Origin of the sequence: Mycobacterium colombiense, from assembly GCF_001665835.1 — a bacterium.
Lineage (GTDB): Bacteria > Actinomycetota > Actinomycetes > Mycobacteriales > Mycobacteriaceae > Mycobacterium > Mycobacterium colombiense_A.
Genome location: NZ_LZSX01000107.1, coordinates 84,038 through 99,553, shown reverse-complemented (window position 1 = coordinate 99,553; position 15,516 = coordinate 84,038). Strand labels below are relative to the sequence as shown.

Here is a 15,516-nt window from a genome sequence, read left to right as displayed (position 1 = left end):
TCGCCGCACACGACACCTACGCCGACGACGGCGCCATGATCGACAAGGGCGTCGCCTTCGCCTCCAGCCACCTCGGTTCGGGCGGGCCCGGCGCACAGTCGGTCGCGTCGCCGCACGGCGCCTTCGGGGAGTAACGGTCCGACGGGCACTCCCGGCTACTCCCCGATGAACCCTTTGTTGCGCATCAGGGCGTCGGCCAGAAATCCGTCGTGCGGAATGTGCGGTGCATGGAACCACGTCGGATGGTGCCCGCAGTAGACATTGCCGACGGTCGGTTCGGCGACCAGATCGTCGATCAGCGTCTCGTCGCCGGTGATCGCGGTGACGACGAGCGAATGCCGCAACGGTGCAATGCCGGCCTCGAACCCGGCCCCGCGCGACCAGGCCGACACCCACACACACGGGAAGGGCAGCTCGAGGTTGAGTTTGTCCGCGTCGGGCTCGGCCAGCAGATGTACGGCCGGGCGCAGCGCGGCGTAGCCGTCGCCGAGATCGGCGACCACCTGATCGGCGCCGAGCAGCGGGGTTGATCCGGCGGCCTTGGCCGCCAGCAAGTTCGCCAGGGCGCGCGCCTTCTCGACGGGCTGGGTGGGCAGGATCGCCCGCTCGTCGTCGGTGGGCAGTGGCTCGATGGCCGCCAATCGCTCGGCGATCGCCCGGGCCAAAGCAGTGGCATCGCCCTCGTAGAGCACCGCGGTGGTGTTGACGCACGCCATGCCCCCGTGGTCGGCGATCGAGTCGACGATGACGTCCAGATAGTCATGCCAGTCCCGGTCGGCGGTGATCACGATCTTGGTGCGGCCCGGTCCGTTCACGATCACCGTCGGATCGCCGGCATACTTGTCGACCACCTCCTGGCCCCCGTACACCATCGCGAGATCGGCGGACCGGATTATTTCGTCCGCACCGGCATGGTCGGTGGGCAGATAGGCGGCGTCCTCGGCGCGAAACCCGGCCTGCCGCAACGCGCACACCAGTCGATGCGCCGTCAGCGGCTCGCGCCGCGACGGGCGCACCGCGACCCGGTAGCCCAGCGCCAGCGCCTGGGGCCAGAGCCCGTGGACACCGGGGCCGTTCCCGGCCGCGTGCACGGCGAACACCTCCCCGCGCCGCACCCACAGCGCGCCACCCGCGCGGGTGCGCTCCTCGCGCCAGTCCAGCGTCGCCCCCGCCGGCTGGGCCGGCCGCACCGCATCGAACGCGCCGGCGACCGCGTCGGCCACACCGCGCGCCCCGGCGCGGGTGATCGCGATCGGCATGCCCGAGATCGCGCCGGCCAACACCACATACGTCTCGAAATCCAGTCCGGCGATCACGCCGTTTCCAAAGATGTCGGCGGCCCGGGACAGCGCGGCCGCGCGCCGGGCGACCGGAAGTGGTGCGGCGTTGCGCTGCGCGCGCAGCGTGCGCGAAACGTAGAGCGGCGGAACCAGGCTCAGCTCGGCGACCGCGGTGCCGGCGGTGGTGGTGATCACCTCGCGTTTACGGGTCCGGTATTCGCCGTCCGGGCCGAGCGCGTCGAGCGCTACCAAACCGGTTGCGGTGACCACGTTTTCACCCACCACGCTCAGTACACACCCTCGATGACGGCCTCACCCTCGAAAGTGGAGACCGGCCGCACCTCGCTGACTGAATCGCTGAGTTCACCCGCCGGCCCGGGCATCCTGATCGCCAGGTCGCGCTCCAGGTTGTTCGGTATGAACATGCCCTTGCTGATGTGGTTCATCACCACCTGGCCTTGCTGCCCGTAGGGAACCCGTTGCCCAGTATCGGGATCGATCACCCAGAACACCACGTACGGGGTGCGCGGGTCGAAGACGAATGTATCGCCGTCGACGGTCCGGGTGACCGCCTGTGACAGCACCATGGTGCTGCCGAACGCCATCGTGATCGTCGTCGCCGGGAAGATGCCGCGCAGCAGATCAAGCGTGTCGGCGTCCACGTGCGCCCCGCTGAGCAGCAGGTAGCGGACCTTGGCGTTGACCAGGTCGACCACCCGGTCGTCGCGGGCGATCGCCTCCAGCAGCGGCGGCGTGGTGTGCAGGTTCGCGACATCCTGCGTCTGCAACACGAAGACCGCCTGCTCGACGACATGGTCGACGTAGGCCGCCACTTCGGCAGCGGCGCCGCGGGCGGCGACCCTTTTCACCCAGCGGGGATCGATGTCGATCGCGTGGAAAACCGCGCCGAGCCGGTGCGACACCAGCCGGGAGAAGTAGCCGACGCCATGCGGTCCGCTCGGCATCAGGCAGAGAAAGCCCTGGCTCCGCCGGAAGCCGCCGGTGGCGAAGTCCTCGGTTTGCCACTCGACGACCTGCGCGACCCAATCGGGCAGCTGCACAGTGCGTTTCGGGGCGCCGGTGGTTCCGCCGGATTCGAATACCTGGGGCACCGGTGGCGTCGATCCCTGGGCCGCGTAACCGCGGGGAATGAGATCTTCCACTGGGACACTGCGCAATTCATTGACCAGGTTGGGAAAGAGCCGCAGATCGGCATGGGTGTTGACGTCGGTCAACGGGTTGAAGTCCAGCGCGTGGGCGGTCCGCAGCCAGAACGGCGAACCGGTGTCGTCGCCGAAGTGCCAGGCGATCGCCGCGCGCAAATAGGCCTCGGCATCCTCGACGGGTGCCGCGCGTGGGACGTCCAACAACGAGAAATCGACTTCGGCCATGTCCTCGATCCTGTCCCATCGCGGACCGCTACGCCAACGACGCCGGGCCTCCACTCACGTCGTCGTATCGCATTAACGCCTTATTTCACAAGGAGTTTCATCGGCGTGCACGTGGTGTTCAGCGTCATGGCGGTTCACGGAGGTAGCCGTCGGTGGCCTAACTGCCGAGTAGGGCGGTGATCGCCTCGTTGAATCGGGGATAGATGTCGTCATAGGTGCCGTCACGCTCGGCGTACCGGAACATCTTGACGCGCTCCACCACGATCTCCTTGGCGTCCGGCTGCGTCTGCAGCAGCGTCATCGTCTCGGTGATGTAGTCCTCCAGCGGCATCGCCCGGGGGTCGAATCCCCGCTCGCCCTGCAGCGCTGTCTGCACGTGCGGCGGAATGATCTCGATCACCTGCACCGAGGTGTCGCGCAGCTGGAACCGCAGCGATTCGGTGTAGGAGTGCAGCGCCGCCTTGGCGGCGCAGTAGGTCGGGGTGAGCGCGCTGGGCATGAAGGCCAAACCGGACGTGACGTTGAGGATCGTGGCGTGCGGCTTGCGCAGCAGCGCCGGCAGCAGGGCCGAGGTCAGCCGGAGCGGGCCCAGCAGATTGATCGCGATGCTCTGTTCGGCCAGCCCGACGTTGCTGCCGGTCAGGTCCTCGACCCGCTGAATCCCGGCGTTGTTCACCACCACGTTGAGGTCCGGGTAGTGGTCGGTCAGCTGGGTGGCGAATCGCCGGATGTCGGCGGGGTCGCCCTGATCGAGCGACAGGGTCTGCATGCCCGGGTTGGCCTCGGCCACGGCCCGCAGATGGTCGGTGCGCCGGGCGGCGATGATCACCTGGTTGCCCAAGCGGTGGAAAGATTCGGCCAGGCCGCGGCCGATGCCGCTGCCGCCACCGGTGACCAGAACGGTATTGCCGGTCATCTGCATCGCGGTTCTCCTTCGGGTCGCCCTGCCGTCAGCTCGCTCGACCGGCCCTTTCGGCCGACAGAGCGGAATGCCCCAATGCGGAGCCGGCTAACCACGATGCCCTATGCGCCCGCGCGGTGTCACGACCAACGCGGCTGCCGAAGAACCCGTCAGGCGGCCGGGCGGTTGTGCAGCGGCCGCGGGTCGACGCCGGCGCGCTGCCACGCCGCGGCCGCCCAGCTCGTGTAGAGCACCCGTACCGGCAGCCGGTTGAGCAGCGGGTTGAGCGCCCGGATGGCCGCCGCGACGCGCTGAAAACGCTTCTCCTTCTTGGCATCCCACTGCAGCTGGCACACCTCGCGCATCTGCGGTGGCAGGGTCCCGACCACGACCAGCCGGGTGTAGGCGTTCAGCGGCGCCGACAGGATCTTCCACACCGGCTCGGGAATCCGGCGCGGTCCGGGGATGCCCTTGCGGATGTAGCCGGTGCCGTACAGCACGGTCTTGTGCGGGACGAACCGGTCGAGCATCTCGTCCCAGTAGGCCAGGAAGTCGTCGTAGGTCTGCGGTTGTCCGCGGTCGCTGACGCCGTACAGGCTGTACCAGAGCTTGCCCTCGTTGAAGATCTGTTCCTTCTCCGCGCGCGACAGCCGGCGGATGAACGTGTCGGTGTTGTAGATGACCTGGTCGACGAAGCTGGCGTGCGCCCAGTAGAACAGCTCCGGATTCAGGGCGTGGTATCTCGAGCCGTCGCTGATGGTGCCCTTGATCATCCTGTGGAAATCGCGCACCTTGCGGCCCCACTCGTGAGGCTCGTCGGAGTAGACGGTGTTCATCAGGGGCGGGGCGGTCCGCTTGGCCCGGCCCAGCGTGTCGCTGAAGATGACGGAGTGGTCCAGCACGCCCTGGGCAAGCTGCTCGATGCAGTTCTCCACCCCGGCTGTGCGCTGGAATCCGAAGAGCTGAGTCCGGTTGTCCCCGTAAAACTTCCAGATCAACGAATCCGGACCCAGCCGCGGCGCGGCGTCGGCGACCTGGTCGTCGACGGGCATGGGCATCGCCTCGCGAACGCCGGTGTCGAACCGCGACCCCGCGGTCAACTCGTCATTCTGGGCGGTCATGCCCACCTCCTCGTCGCGCCGGGCGCGGCGTGCGTCCCGCCAGACGTTGTGAACTAATGAAACAAAGCCGTATCTTTGTTCAGAGCCTAGCAATCGCTCGCTGCCGTTGCACATCGCGGGGCGGATCCCGAGCGCTCCGAGAAAGTCGGCAGTGACCCGCCGAGGAATTGATACGATGCCGCCAATCATGCAGTCCGAACCGGGCTCTGCCAGCGCCGATGCACTCACCGATCTCGATCGCACGATCTTGGACACCGCCCGCAGCGTGTTCGAGACCTACGGCGTGCGCCGCGCCAACATCGACGACGTCGCCGCCCGGGCCGGGGTCAGCCGCAGCACGATCTACCGTCGGTTCCCGACCAAAGAGAACCTGTTCGCCCACGTGGTGCGGCGCGAGGCCGGGCTCTTCTTCGGCACCCTGGACCGTGCGACAACGGACTGCGACCCGCAACAGGCGGTGATCGAGGCGTTCGCGCTCGGGGTGCGCCTGGTGCAGGACTCGCCGTTGTATTCGCGGATCGCCGAGAGCGAACCCGAGCTGTTCGGCATGTTCTCCCGGTCGCAGGCCTTCCCGATTCGCCAGTTCGCCGACGGCATCGCCCACACCCTGCGGCGGTGCGGCGCCGACCTGGCCGAGCCCGACCTGGACAACATCGCCGACATCCTGCTGCGCGTCGCCCTCGGCATCATCGTCTTTCCCACCGACCGGCTCGACACCTCTGACCCGGCCGCGGTGCGCGAGTACGCCGCACGCTATCTGGTTCCGATCATCAGCCGCGGGCAGCGCCGTTAACGGGCCTCGAATTGTCGGCACCCTGCACTAGCCTTGAGCCGTGGCTGGGAGTTCTGCGGCTCCGCGGACCCGGTACGCCAGTTGCGGCGAAATCGACATCGCCTATCAGGTCTTCGGCGATGGGCCGATGGACCTGCTCATGCTGCCGGGCCCGCTGATCCCGATCGACTGCGTCGACCTCGAGCCCTCGATGTACCGCTTCCATCGTCGGCTCGCCTCGTTCTGCCGGGTGATCCGCTTCGATCAGCGCGGCATCGGCCTGTCGTCCCGGGTTCCCTCGCTCGACATGCTCGGCCCGGAATCGTGGGCACAGGATGCGATCGCTGTCATGAACGCGGTCGGTTGCGAGCGAGCCACCGTCTTCGCCCCGGGTTTCACCACGCTGGCCGGTGTGGTTCTCGCCGCCGACCACTCCGATCGAGTGAACAGCCTTGTCATCGCCAACGGCGCCGCGCGCACGCTGCGGGGCCCCGACTACCCCATCGGCGCTGAGCTCGACGCCGCCGATCGATTCACGTCGATCGGGATGGAGCCGGACGCCGTCGAGCAGGGTTTCGACATGCTCGGCATCATCGCGCCCTCCGTGACGGATGACGCCGCGTTCCGCTCGTGGTGGGACATGGCCGGTAACCGGGCCGCGTCACCCAGCATGGCCCGTGCGTTCATCAACAAGGTCAGGGAGGGCGATGTCCGCGACCGGCTGCCCCGCGTCACCGTGCCGACGCTGATCCTGCATCGCGACAACCCCGGCTTCAGCCCGGTCGAGCACGCGCACTACCTCGCCGAGCACATCGCGGGATCGCATCTCGTGCAACTGCCCGGCGAGGACGCCCTGTACTGGGTCGGCGACACCGCACCCATGCTCGACGAGATCGAAGAGTTCATCACCGGGGTGCGTGGCGGCTCTGACGCCGAGCGGTTGCTCACCACGATCGTGTTCACCGACATCGTCGGCTCCACCGAGCGCGCCGCGGCGCTGGGTGACCACCGCTGGCGCGACCTGCTGGACAACCACGACAGGATCGTGCGGCACGAACTGCAGCGCTTCGGCGGCCGCGAAGTCAACACGGCCGGAGACGGATTCGTCGCAACGTTCAGCAGCCCAAGCGCGGCGATCGCCTGCGCCGACGCCATCGTGGACGACGTTCACGTGCTGGGCATCGAGGTGCGGGTCGGCATTCACGCCGGCGAAGTCGAGGTGCGCGGCGCGGACGTCGCGGGGATGGCCGTACACATCGGCGCGCGGGTGGCGGCGCTCGCCGGGCCCAGCGAGGTGCTGGTGTCGTCCACGCTGCGCGACATCGTCACCGGGTCGCGGCACAGGTTCGGCGACCGCGGCGAGACCGCGCTCAAGGGCGTGCCCGGTTACTGGCGGCTGTACGCCCTGGTCCGCGAGCACGCCGTCGTCCGCCGGTAACCCGGCAGACAATTCGCAGCGGTCGAAGCGTCGTGGGCCCTCGGCGTAGGCTGCGGACGGGACTCACCGGAGCCGAGGCTTGACGGGCTTTCCATTCGATTTCTGGCGTCTGGCTTGGCATTTGATCGAAGGAGTACGCATGACCGACGTGCACATCTCGCTGCCTCCCGCGCTTCGGCGAGCGCTGGACCTGCTCATCGACCCGCCGGCCGATCCCGACGTGAGCCGGGGTTACCTCGACCTGCTCGGCACCGGCGCGGCCCAGGACGGCGCCGTCGAGAAGAACACCGGCCCGATCCAGGCGGCGTGGGCGTCACCGATCGGCTCGATGCTCTACGACAACGCCCAAGCGATTTCCCGGCGCTGGATCGGCGCGTGGCAACTGCCGCTGGAGTGGTTGGACGTTCCGCAGGGCGGCATCGCGCTGGACGTCGGCTCCGGCCCGGGCAACGTCACCGCGTCGCTGGCTCGTGCCGCCGGCCCAGAGGGGCTGGGCCTCGGCGTCGATATCTCCGAGCCGATGCTTGCCCGCGCCGTGCGCAACGAGGCCGGGCCGCAGGTCGGCTTCATCAAGGCCGACGCACAACGACTTCCGCTGCGCGACGGCACTATTGACGTCGCGGTGTCGACCGCGGTGCTGCAATTGGTGCCGGATCCGGCGGCCGCCCTCGCCGAGATCGCCCGCGTGCTGCGGCCGGGCGGCAGGCTGGCCGTCATGGTCCCGACCGCCGGGCGGCTGGCCCGGTATTGGCAGCTGCTGCCGAATGTCGGGGCGCACGCGTTCGGCGACGATGAAATCGGCGATGTCTTGGAGGACAACGGTTTTGCCAGCGTGCGAGTGAAGAACCTCGGCACGTTCCAGTGGGTGCGCGCCAAGAAGGGCTGACCGTCGCCCTGGCGCCCGGGCCTTACTCCGGCGCCTGCGCGAGCAGGGCGAGCCGGTCCATCGACTCGCGCAACATGTCGGCCGTCGTCGCCCGCGCCCGCTCGAGGCGGGTGGCGTCGGCCAGCTCCGTCCAGTCGTAGGTGTGGGTCACCGTGGTGAGCTCGGCGTTGACCGGGCTGAGCTCCCAGCGCCACAGGTGGCCCGGCGGCTGCTTGTTGGGTTCGGCTGGGCGCCAAGCGATCTTGCTGCCCTCGACGAACTCGGTGACGTGGTTCTCCCGCACCGCACCGTTGGTCAGCGTGGTCTTGAAGACGTCGCCGACCCGATGAACGCGCTGGCCGGCGGCGGCCGACGCCAGGTTGTTGTTGCCGTCCCAGCTCGGCTGGCGCGACGGGTCGGCGATCAGTTCGAAAATCCGGGCGGCGTTGGCCGACATCACGCGGGTGGCGCTCACGACGCGATCGAGTTCGGTATCGGACATGGTGCTATCCAAACACGCCGGGCCGGTCGATGCGCCGGTGACTTTGGGCCGGGCCGACCAAGTGAGCCACCGCAACGGCCTGCTTGACCCACCGTCACACCACGCAATTCTGCCTTCGGACAGACCTTCGAGCCTCCAGCCGTTCATCCCATCCGGGGTAGCGCCTCGATCGGTCCGGACAACGCCGCCTTGACGTAGCGGGTGTCGTCGTCGGCCAGCACCTCGGTGTCATCCGCCTCGATGCCGTCGACGATCGCGCGCGCCACCTGGCGCGGGTCGTTCTTCGGTGCGTCGAAGCCGGAGGTCATCTCGGTGTCGGTGAAGCTGAGGTGCGCGGCGACCACCAGGGTGCCCTGCTTCTCGAGCTCGATACGCAGCGAATTCGTCGTCGACCACAGCGCGGCCTTGGAGTCGCCGTAGCCGCCGGATCCCGGCATCCACGACAGGATCGAGGCGATGTCGACCAGTGCCCCACCGCCGTTGTCGGCCAGGATCGGGGCGAACGCCTTGGCCACGCGCAGCGCGCCGAAGTAGTTCGTCTCGAAGACCGCCCGGACCTCATCGATGTCGCTGGTGAGCAAGCTGCCGGCGCCGAGCACACCGGCGTTGTTGATGACGATGTCGGCGTCCGATGCCCTGGCCGCCAGCGCGGCAACCGAATCCGGTTCGGTGACCTCCAATTCGACGCTCACCACGCGCGGGTCCGGACTGGGCTGCGGCGCCCGGGCAGTGGCGTAGACCTTGGCGGCGCCGCGTTCCAACAACTCCGCCACGATGGCCTTGCCGAGCCCGCGTTGTCCACCGGTGACCACCACCGTCGACCCCTTGACGTTGACCATGATCTCGCTCCTTTGACGTAGGCAAAACTACTATGCCTACGTCACGCTAATTGACCGGTCCGACATAGTCAACTATTGTTTGTATATGTCATCCTCGTGGGTTGCGTCACAGCGATACGGGTGCGCCGCGGCACCCGGCGGCCTGGGCCTGGTCCAGGACTTCCTGAACACGAGGGCCGTCGAAGGGTACGGGCCGGACCTGTTGGCCGACCCGAAGCTCGCCCGTGACTGGGCGGCCACCGTGGTGCGAGCGTGGTCGGCCGCACGCGGCGCGGACCTGCAGCCACCGGAGCTGGGTGACGCGGACCTGGTCAGGCTTCGCGCCGTGCGTGCCACCGTCGAGCGGCTGGTGGACGGCGAACCCCCGAGCGGGCGCGGTCCTGGCGGCGTTGCGGCATCCTTCGCGCTGGCCGAGTCCGGTGAGGTGCGGCTGGACCCCGCCGGCAGCGGCTGGCGCTGGCTGGCGTCGGCGCTGTGGGGCGAGATCCTGTTGAGCCAGCACGCCGGCACCTGGCGGCGGATCAAGCGCTGCCACAACCACCGGTGCGGGTCGACGTTCTACGATCGCTCGAAAAACAACAGCGGGGTCTGGCACGACGTCAAAACGTGCGGCAACGCCGTCAATCTGCGGGCCTCCCGGGCCCGGCGGCGCGAACGCGACCGGGCGGCGGCGTCAGGCGTTCCGCCAGAGCAGGCGGTACCGGTAGTAAAGTCCCCGTCGGATGCGGGCCCCCGGTAAAACGTCTTCGGCCGCCTGCCGGATCTCGCCCAGGCTTTCGCGGGGATCGGCGACGGCCACGCCGATGTTGCGGGTTTCCCGGTGCAGCCTCGACCCGGCGCGCACCGCCGGTAAACACAGACCGGCCCACACCCAGTCGGCGACGCTCTTGTTGGCGGACAGTCCAACCACCGCCAATTCCCCTGCCGGGCGCAGCATTTGGCGTGCTTTACCCAGTGCGTCGCGCAGCGGCAGATGATGCAGGCTGGCGACGAAGGTGATCAGATCGAATGAACGCTCGGCCTGCTCGAGATCCTCGAAGGGCCGCAGTTCCGCCGAGGCGTTATCGAGCGCCTGCAGTCGCTGCGAGGCGCGCCGCACCGATGTGGGGTCGGCGTCGATCCCCACGACGATGCGTGACACCGCGGCTAGCCGCGCCGCCAGCAGTCCGTCCCCGCAGCCGACGTCCAGCACGTCGCCGCGCTGCCGGGAGGCGAGGTCGACCAGCCACGGGTGATAGGCGGTGTTGTGGTTCCAGTAGTCGTCGTGCTTCGCGTAGTCATCCACCGTCGACCCAGTCTGCCCGACCGGGCGCTCAGCAGCGTTCGACGCCTTTGGGCATCAGGCGCGGGCCCGGGTCCACCGGTCGCCGCCCGGTTCGGAGCACCGCGTGCACTACATCGAAGGCGCGTGCCTTCAGTGGCGCGACCACGTCGAAAGTGGCGGGAGCCTGGCTGACCCAGGTCGGGAGTGTTGCCACAATGTGTCCTTTGTTCTTTCGGCATGTGCGCCGACTCATTCAATTGCACCGCAGCCGTTTTACGAGGGCGCCGCGCCGCGGTAAACGCCACGAAAAGCCATCTGTGGTGTAGGGCACATCCGTGACGCAACGAAAGGCGCGCAACGGTGCGCCTAGTGAAAACCCTTGAACCTGCGCAGATAACCGGGCAATCGGTGTGCGGGTAAGGCCTTCGGCCAGTCATCGGGGCGGAAATACGCGTCGGTACCGCCGTCAACGAATACTACACTGCCGCAGAGAAAATCGGCGGCGTCCGACAGCATGAAGCACATCCAGTCGGCCATGTGCCCTGCGTCACCGAAGCCGCCCACCGGGACGGGGAACGACCGGACGGCCTTCGCCTGCCTCGGGTCCGACAACTGCTCCTGCAGAAGCGGTGTCATGATCGCGCCAGGTGACAGCGCGTTCAGGCGCACGCCCGAGCCGGCCCACTCCGGACGCACCGCGTGTCGTCGCACCCAACGACTGACCGCGATCTTGGACGCCCCGTACATCATGGTCGGCGCGGCAGGACCCAATAGCCGCACCGCTCGCACCGCCTTGCCGGCATCGTGGGCAAGCAGCGCTTTAACCGCACGGCGCGGCACCGCCGGTATGGTGGTCGTCGAATTACTGCCGACGACAACGACTTTCGCGCGTTCGGCGGCGGCCAGCGCGGCACGCCACGCGGCCAGCAATTCGACGACCCCGAAGTAATTGACCGCAGCGATCTGGCGGACGCGGTCGCGGCCGGGACTCGGACCTAGCCCCGCCGCCAGGACGGCACCGTCGAGTCTGTTGCCCGAAAGCTCCAGGACGCGGTCGGCCGCCGCGCTGCGCCCATCGGGCGTCGACAAGTCGGCGACCACATCGGCGTCCTTGATGTCGACACCGATGACGCTGTGCCCGTTGTCCCGAAGACGCCGGGTCGTCTCGCGGCCCATCCCGGAAGCCGACCCGGTAATGGCATAGGTCCCCATTGACTCCTCCGTTCTCAGGGCAGTATGCCCGGGCAACCGGCCGCTCCGACGGGCGCGGCCCACCCAGTGGTCGCACTGTTAAGTTGCCAGGATGCATGCCCAGACGCCCTGCATCGATGTCAGCCAGCTCGAGTCGGTTTACGCGCCGCTGGCCGAATCGGTCCGCCGGCTCCTCGACATCAGCATCCGCACCGAAGCCGGGCCGACGGCCGTCGCGGCCGCGATAGCCAGAATCGACAGTGCGGCAGACGAATTGAGCGATGAGCTGCTACCAGGGCCGTTCGGCGTGCACCGCACCCCCGACGGCCAGACCATTGCGTGGGGCAACGCCGTGGTGGGTCTGCGGAACCCGGTGGCGCCGCCGCTGGTCATCCATCACGATCCCGACGGCCTGGTGTGGTCGGAGTTCGTACTGGGCGCCGCCTACGAAGGCCCGCCGGACACCGTTCACGGCGGGGTGTGCGCCCTGGTGCTCGATCATGTGCTCGGCGCGACGGCCCACCAGCCCGACAAGCCCGCGTACACCGGCACCCTGACCCTGCGGTACCGGCGTCGCACGCCGCTGGGCCGGCGACTGCGGGCGGAGGCTCGCGTCGAGCGCGTCGACGGGGTCAAGATCTTCGCGGTCGGCCACCTGGCCGACGAGGACGGCGTCACCGTGGAGGCCGAGGGCGTTTTCATCCAGCCCAAGGACACGCGGGCATGACCGTCGGCGCCCGGCGGGCGCGTCAGTTCGCCGCCGCGGCCTTCTCGACGTCGAGCAGCTGCTCGCCGCGTCGTTCCTCGTCGTAGGCGTTGCGTCCGCCCCGCAGCCCGAACAGTCGCTTCGAGACCAGGAGGTAGATCACCGCGGCGACGTTGATGGTGAATGTCACCGCCCGGGTCATCGTGATGCCCTTGGCCAGGTCGTGGATCTCGAGCGGCAGGAAGACCGAGGTGGCGATCACCGCGAAGTATTCGCCCCAGCGCTTCAGCAGCCACAGACCCACCCCTTCGACGACCTCGATCAGGGCGTAGCCGGCCAGCATCAGGGTCAGCAGGGCCAGGGTGGACGGCTTGGTCGCCAGCGCCTTCTCCAGTTCGTGCACGATGGTCATCTGATCGACCTTGAAGCCGGCGGTGCGAAAGATCGGCAGGTCGCGATCGAGGGTGGCCTGGATCGCGCCGCGCGCCCCGCGGAACTTCCACACCGCGTAGGCCGCAAGCGCAATCACCACCGCCCGGAACAGGCGTTCCACCGCCAGGATGCGGATGATGATGGCCTGACGTAACGCCTTGCCGCGCATGATCATCGGCGCGTCCTCGGCGCTGCCGCGTCCGTGCGGCTCGCCGACGGTGAATTCGCCGCACCGCAAGCAGCGCCACACCTCGCCCAGCCCGGTGTTGCCGCTCAGCCGGTCGGCGAGGGACTTGTCGTCGGGCGCGTAGGTGACGTGGCCGGCAACGGCGCAGGTGACCAGCTCCCACCGGTTGTGGCGGCGTCCTTTCCCCATGGCCGGATCATTCACGGCGGGCGGTCGGCCACGCAAGGGGGCGCGCACGTTGTGCGTCAGAAGCGCGGCCGGCTGCGCGCGCATCGGGCGGTGGGAAGCACCGACCCGAGGAGTCCGGTGAGCTCGACGACTCCGATGTCGTCGATCCGCGCCACCGCGGCGACGATGTCGTCACGCAGCGGCTCGTCACAGAAGGGTTCGGCAAGCCAGTCGAACTTGTCCACGACACGTTCCCAGGACATCGGACGGGTGGGTGATCCCTCGTAATCCGACTGCTCGCGGCTGAACGCTCGCCCGTCGTTAGCGATCACGTGCACGCGCGCCGCCGTGCGTTGCGGATAGCCGGCGGTCAGATCGTCGGCCGGCTTGACCTCCACGCACGTCAACAGATCCTGAACGTCGGTGCGCAGAACACGTTCGTTCTCAAGCTGTTCGGGGCCGACGCCGCCGTCGAGCAGGGCGACCGCGGTCAGGTACTTGAGGTTGTAGTCGGCCTGCTCCTTGGTGATCGGATGTTCTTTGTCGCCATACGCGCCCCCACCGGCGAAGTCGTACGCCCCCTGGAAGACCTCGAGGACCACACGCGCGACATCCGCACCGCGCAAACCGTTCTCGGTCCGAAGAGCCAGAACCGCGTCGATCACGACCTGGCCGTGGATGAGTGAGCAGTACTGCTTCAGGTAGGTCCGCTCGACGCAGTGCAGGCTCTTGTCGCCGGTGTGCAGATCGATGGGCTGATCGAACAGCTGCACCAATCCGTGTGGGCCCTCGAACAGCGACTTGGGCCCGGTGACGCCGCGCGCGGCCAGCATCGTCGTGTACACGGCGCGCATGCCGGTGATCGCCGGTGAGATGCCCTTCCAGTTCGACACCGGTTCGGCATGGACCGTCGCCAACGACACGTTGTCGGCCGCCGCGGCCGCGATGGCGTTGGCGGTCTGTTCGACGCTCAGTCCCAACAGCTTCGCGCTGCCCGCCGCAACCGACATCGACAGCTGCAGCGCGTGGTTGAGCCCGCGCGCCATCACGGGAACCTGTGCGCTGAAACGGCATTGGATCTCGTAGGCGACCGCCAGCGCCAGCAGGAAGTCGGCCCCGCCGGCGCCGGTGTGCTCGGCCACGGCCAGCACGGCGCCGAGGTTGTCGGCGGGATGGCAGAGTCCGCCCACGGTCAGATAGGTGTCGAGCAGATCGGGATAGCGCACCAGCACCGCGTTGAAGAACGCGCCCTGGTCCACCGACGCCCGCCCGCCGCCGACCAGGGTGGTCGTGGGGGCGCCGCCGAACTGGGCGGTGTGGTCACGGATCGTCGGGATGAGTTCCCCGTCCAGCGAACCGACGGCGCACGCGAGGCTGTCGAGCACGTTGCGTTTCAACAGTGCGCGCGGCTGCCCGGTCAGATCCGCCTGCCTGGCGCCGACGACGAATTCGGCCAGTTCGTCCACAACGTAGTTATGTGCCACCACTTTTCGCCTCCCAGGCGAGGCTACCCCGAGGGGCGGGCCCAGTCGTGTGTGCGATGCGCTACACGGTGGTATCGATCGAGCCCGGCTGCGGCGTCGATCCGCCGAGTGCGGACGTCTCGTCGGTCAGGTGTTTTCCGATGTCGCGGATCTGTCGCGCGCTCAGCGCGCACAGCGGATGCACGGCCACCATCAGGGCAACGCGTCCCCGTTCGTCGAAAACCGGAGCGGCGATGGTCACCACGGGCTGCTTGCGCCGGCCCGGGTTGTCGTCGGAAAGAAAGCCGATGGTGGTGAACTCGACCAGCAGCTGGTCCATGATGTGGCGCACCGGAGTCGGCATCTCCCTGCTGTCCAAAGTGCCGACCACCTGCACCGCCTGCGCGAGCGCCGGCGTCGTCCAGTCGACGTCGAATCCCCGTTCGCGCGTGTGCGCCAGCACCTGTTGCAGGCGTTGGGCGCGGTCGGCATTGTCACCGGCACCCCGCCGGACCCACTCGCGTTGTTCCTCCTCGGTGTCCCAGGCCGCCATCGCCACGCCGAACGGCGGCGCGTACGGGATGCGATCACCCGGTATGCCCGACGGCTGCGTGGCCGGTTCGCCCTCAAAGGCGGTGACCACCAAGGAATCACCGAACTTCTCGACCACCGAACAGGCGTAGCCGACTTCCCGGGAGAGCCGCAGGGCCGCGGACCGCGCCGCATGCGCGAGCGGTCGGGCGGTGTCCGTACGGGCGGCCACCACGGCGAGCGCGGGACCGAGCGCGAACGTCTTCGCGACCGGATCGCGACTGGCCCACCCGCGGTCGCACAGCGTCTTCAGGATCGCGTGCGCGGTCGCCTGGGTGAGACCCAGCTCGCGCACCACGTCGGAGAAGCGCAGCCGCGCGTTTCCGGACCGCGCCAGCAGCTCGACGACATCGAGCACGCGGGCGGTCGGCGCTGACGTCGAACCGCGAATCGCTTGACTCCTTT

At 68.4% G+C, this 15,516-nt stretch carries 17 protein-coding genes and 1 pseudogene; 6 read left to right on the top strand and 12 right to left on the bottom strand.

Annotated elements, in window-relative coordinates:
* Positions 1–134 (top strand): annotated as a pseudogene (locus tag A5760_RS25585) (cutinase family protein); the annotation flags it as partial.
* Between the two features lie 21 nt (positions 135–155).
* Here the strand turns inward: A5760_RS25585 and A5760_RS25580 are convergent.
* From A5760_RS25580 to A5760_RS25565, 4 genes are all read right to left on the bottom strand, one after another.
* Complete coding sequence (locus A5760_RS25580) at positions 156–1,532, bottom strand: aldehyde dehydrogenase family protein (protein WP_064886091.1); 1,377 nt, start codon at positions 1,530–1,532, stop codon at positions 156–158.
* Between the two features lie 35 nt (positions 1,533–1,567).
* A complete protein-coding gene (locus tag A5760_RS25575; protein ID WP_064886068.1) occupies positions 1,568–2,671 on the bottom strand; it encodes an AMP-binding protein in 1,104 nt (367 codons plus the stop codon).
* A gap of 157 nt (positions 2,672–2,828) precedes the next feature.
* On the bottom strand, positions 2,829–3,593 hold the full coding sequence (locus A5760_RS25570) for an SDR family oxidoreductase (RefSeq protein WP_064886067.1): 765 nt from the start codon (positions 3,591–3,593) through the stop codon (positions 2,829–2,831).
* A gap of 149 nt (positions 3,594–3,742) precedes the next feature.
* A complete protein-coding gene (locus tag A5760_RS25565) occupies positions 3,743–4,693 on the bottom strand; it encodes an oxygenase MpaB family protein (RefSeq protein ID WP_064886089.1) in 951 nt (316 codons plus the stop codon).
* A gap of 187 nt (positions 4,694–4,880) precedes the next feature.
* Between A5760_RS25565 and A5760_RS25560 the strand changes: the two genes are divergently transcribed.
* The 3 genes from A5760_RS25560 (at position 4,881) to A5760_RS25550 (ending at position 7,789) form a co-directional block, all read left to right on the top strand.
* Positions 4,881–5,486, top strand: a complete 606-nt coding sequence (locus A5760_RS25560; protein WP_082279626.1) for a TetR/AcrR family transcriptional regulator — start codon at positions 4,881–4,883, stop codon at positions 5,484–5,486.
* A gap of 40 nt (positions 5,487–5,526) precedes the next feature.
* On the top strand, positions 5,527–6,903 hold the full coding sequence (locus A5760_RS25555; protein WP_064886065.1) for an adenylate/guanylate cyclase domain-containing protein: 1,377 nt from the start codon (positions 5,527–5,529) through the stop codon (positions 6,901–6,903).
* 139 nt (positions 6,904–7,042) lie between these two features.
* Entirely contained in the window at positions 7,043–7,789 is a 747-nt protein-coding gene (locus A5760_RS25550; protein WP_064886063.1) for a methyltransferase domain-containing protein, read from the top strand.
* A gap of 22 nt (positions 7,790–7,811) precedes the next feature.
* Here the strand turns inward: A5760_RS25550 and A5760_RS25545 are convergent, their stop codons facing one another.
* Together A5760_RS25545 and A5760_RS25540 are read right to left on the bottom strand one after the other, a co-directional pair.
* Entirely contained in the window at positions 7,812–8,270 is a 459-nt protein-coding gene (locus A5760_RS25545) for an SRPBCC family protein (RefSeq protein WP_064886062.1), read from the bottom strand.
* Positions 8,271–8,413: 143 nt separating this feature from the next.
* A complete protein-coding gene (locus tag A5760_RS25540) occupies positions 8,414–9,109 on the bottom strand; it encodes an SDR family oxidoreductase (protein WP_064886061.1) in 696 nt (231 codons plus the stop codon).
* Between the two features lie 148 nt (positions 9,110–9,257).
* Here A5760_RS25540 and A5760_RS25535 point away from each other — a divergent pair, with 148 nt between their 5' ends.
* On the top strand, positions 9,258–9,848 hold the full coding sequence (locus A5760_RS25535) for a CGNR zinc finger domain-containing protein (protein WP_064886087.1): 591 nt from the start codon (positions 9,258–9,260) through the stop codon (positions 9,846–9,848).
* On the opposite strand, the gene A5760_RS25530 is transcribed toward A5760_RS25535, so the two are convergent.
* From A5760_RS25530 to A5760_RS25525, 3 genes are all read right to left on the bottom strand, one after another.
* Positions 9,783–10,394, bottom strand: a complete 612-nt coding sequence (locus A5760_RS25530) for a class I SAM-dependent methyltransferase (protein ID WP_064886059.1) — start codon at positions 10,392–10,394, stop codon at positions 9,783–9,785. The two genes, A5760_RS25535 and A5760_RS25530, sit on opposite strands and share 66 nt — an antisense overlap.
* A gap of 28 nt (positions 10,395–10,422) precedes the next feature.
* Positions 10,423–10,587, bottom strand: a complete 165-nt coding sequence (locus A5760_RS27055; RefSeq protein WP_196772208.1) for a hypothetical protein — start codon at positions 10,585–10,587, stop codon at positions 10,423–10,425.
* A gap of 152 nt (positions 10,588–10,739) precedes the next feature.
* On the bottom strand, positions 10,740–11,585 hold the full coding sequence (locus tag A5760_RS25525) for an SDR family oxidoreductase (protein ID WP_064886057.1): 846 nt from the start codon (positions 11,583–11,585) through the stop codon (positions 10,740–10,742).
* Positions 11,586–11,676: 91 nt separating this feature from the next.
* Here A5760_RS25525 and A5760_RS25520 point away from each other — a divergent pair, with 91 nt between their 5' ends.
* The gene (locus A5760_RS25520; RefSeq protein WP_064886056.1) at positions 11,677–12,291 is read left to right on the top strand and encodes a PaaI family thioesterase; all 615 of its coding nucleotides are present in this window, start codon (positions 11,677–11,679) and stop codon (positions 12,289–12,291) included.
* A 22-nt stretch (positions 12,292–12,313) separates the two neighbouring features.
* Here A5760_RS25520 and A5760_RS25515 read toward each other — a convergent pair whose 3' ends face one another.
* The 3 genes from A5760_RS25515 to A5760_RS25505 form a co-directional block, all read right to left on the bottom strand.
* Positions 12,314–13,078, bottom strand: coding sequence for a DUF2127 domain-containing protein (locus A5760_RS25515; protein ID WP_064886086.1), 765 nt, complete (start codon positions 13,076–13,078; stop codon positions 12,314–12,316).
* Between the two features lie 56 nt (positions 13,079–13,134).
* The gene (locus A5760_RS25510) at positions 13,135–14,523 is read right to left on the bottom strand and encodes an MmgE/PrpD family protein (RefSeq protein WP_064886054.1); all 1,389 of its coding nucleotides are present in this window, start codon (positions 14,521–14,523) and stop codon (positions 13,135–13,137) included.
* Positions 14,524–14,602: 79 nt separating this feature from the next.
* Positions 14,603–15,469, bottom strand: coding sequence for a helix-turn-helix domain-containing protein (locus A5760_RS25505; protein WP_064886052.1), 867 nt, complete (start codon positions 15,467–15,469; stop codon positions 14,603–14,605).
* Between the last annotated feature and the right edge of the window lie 47 nt (positions 15,470–15,516).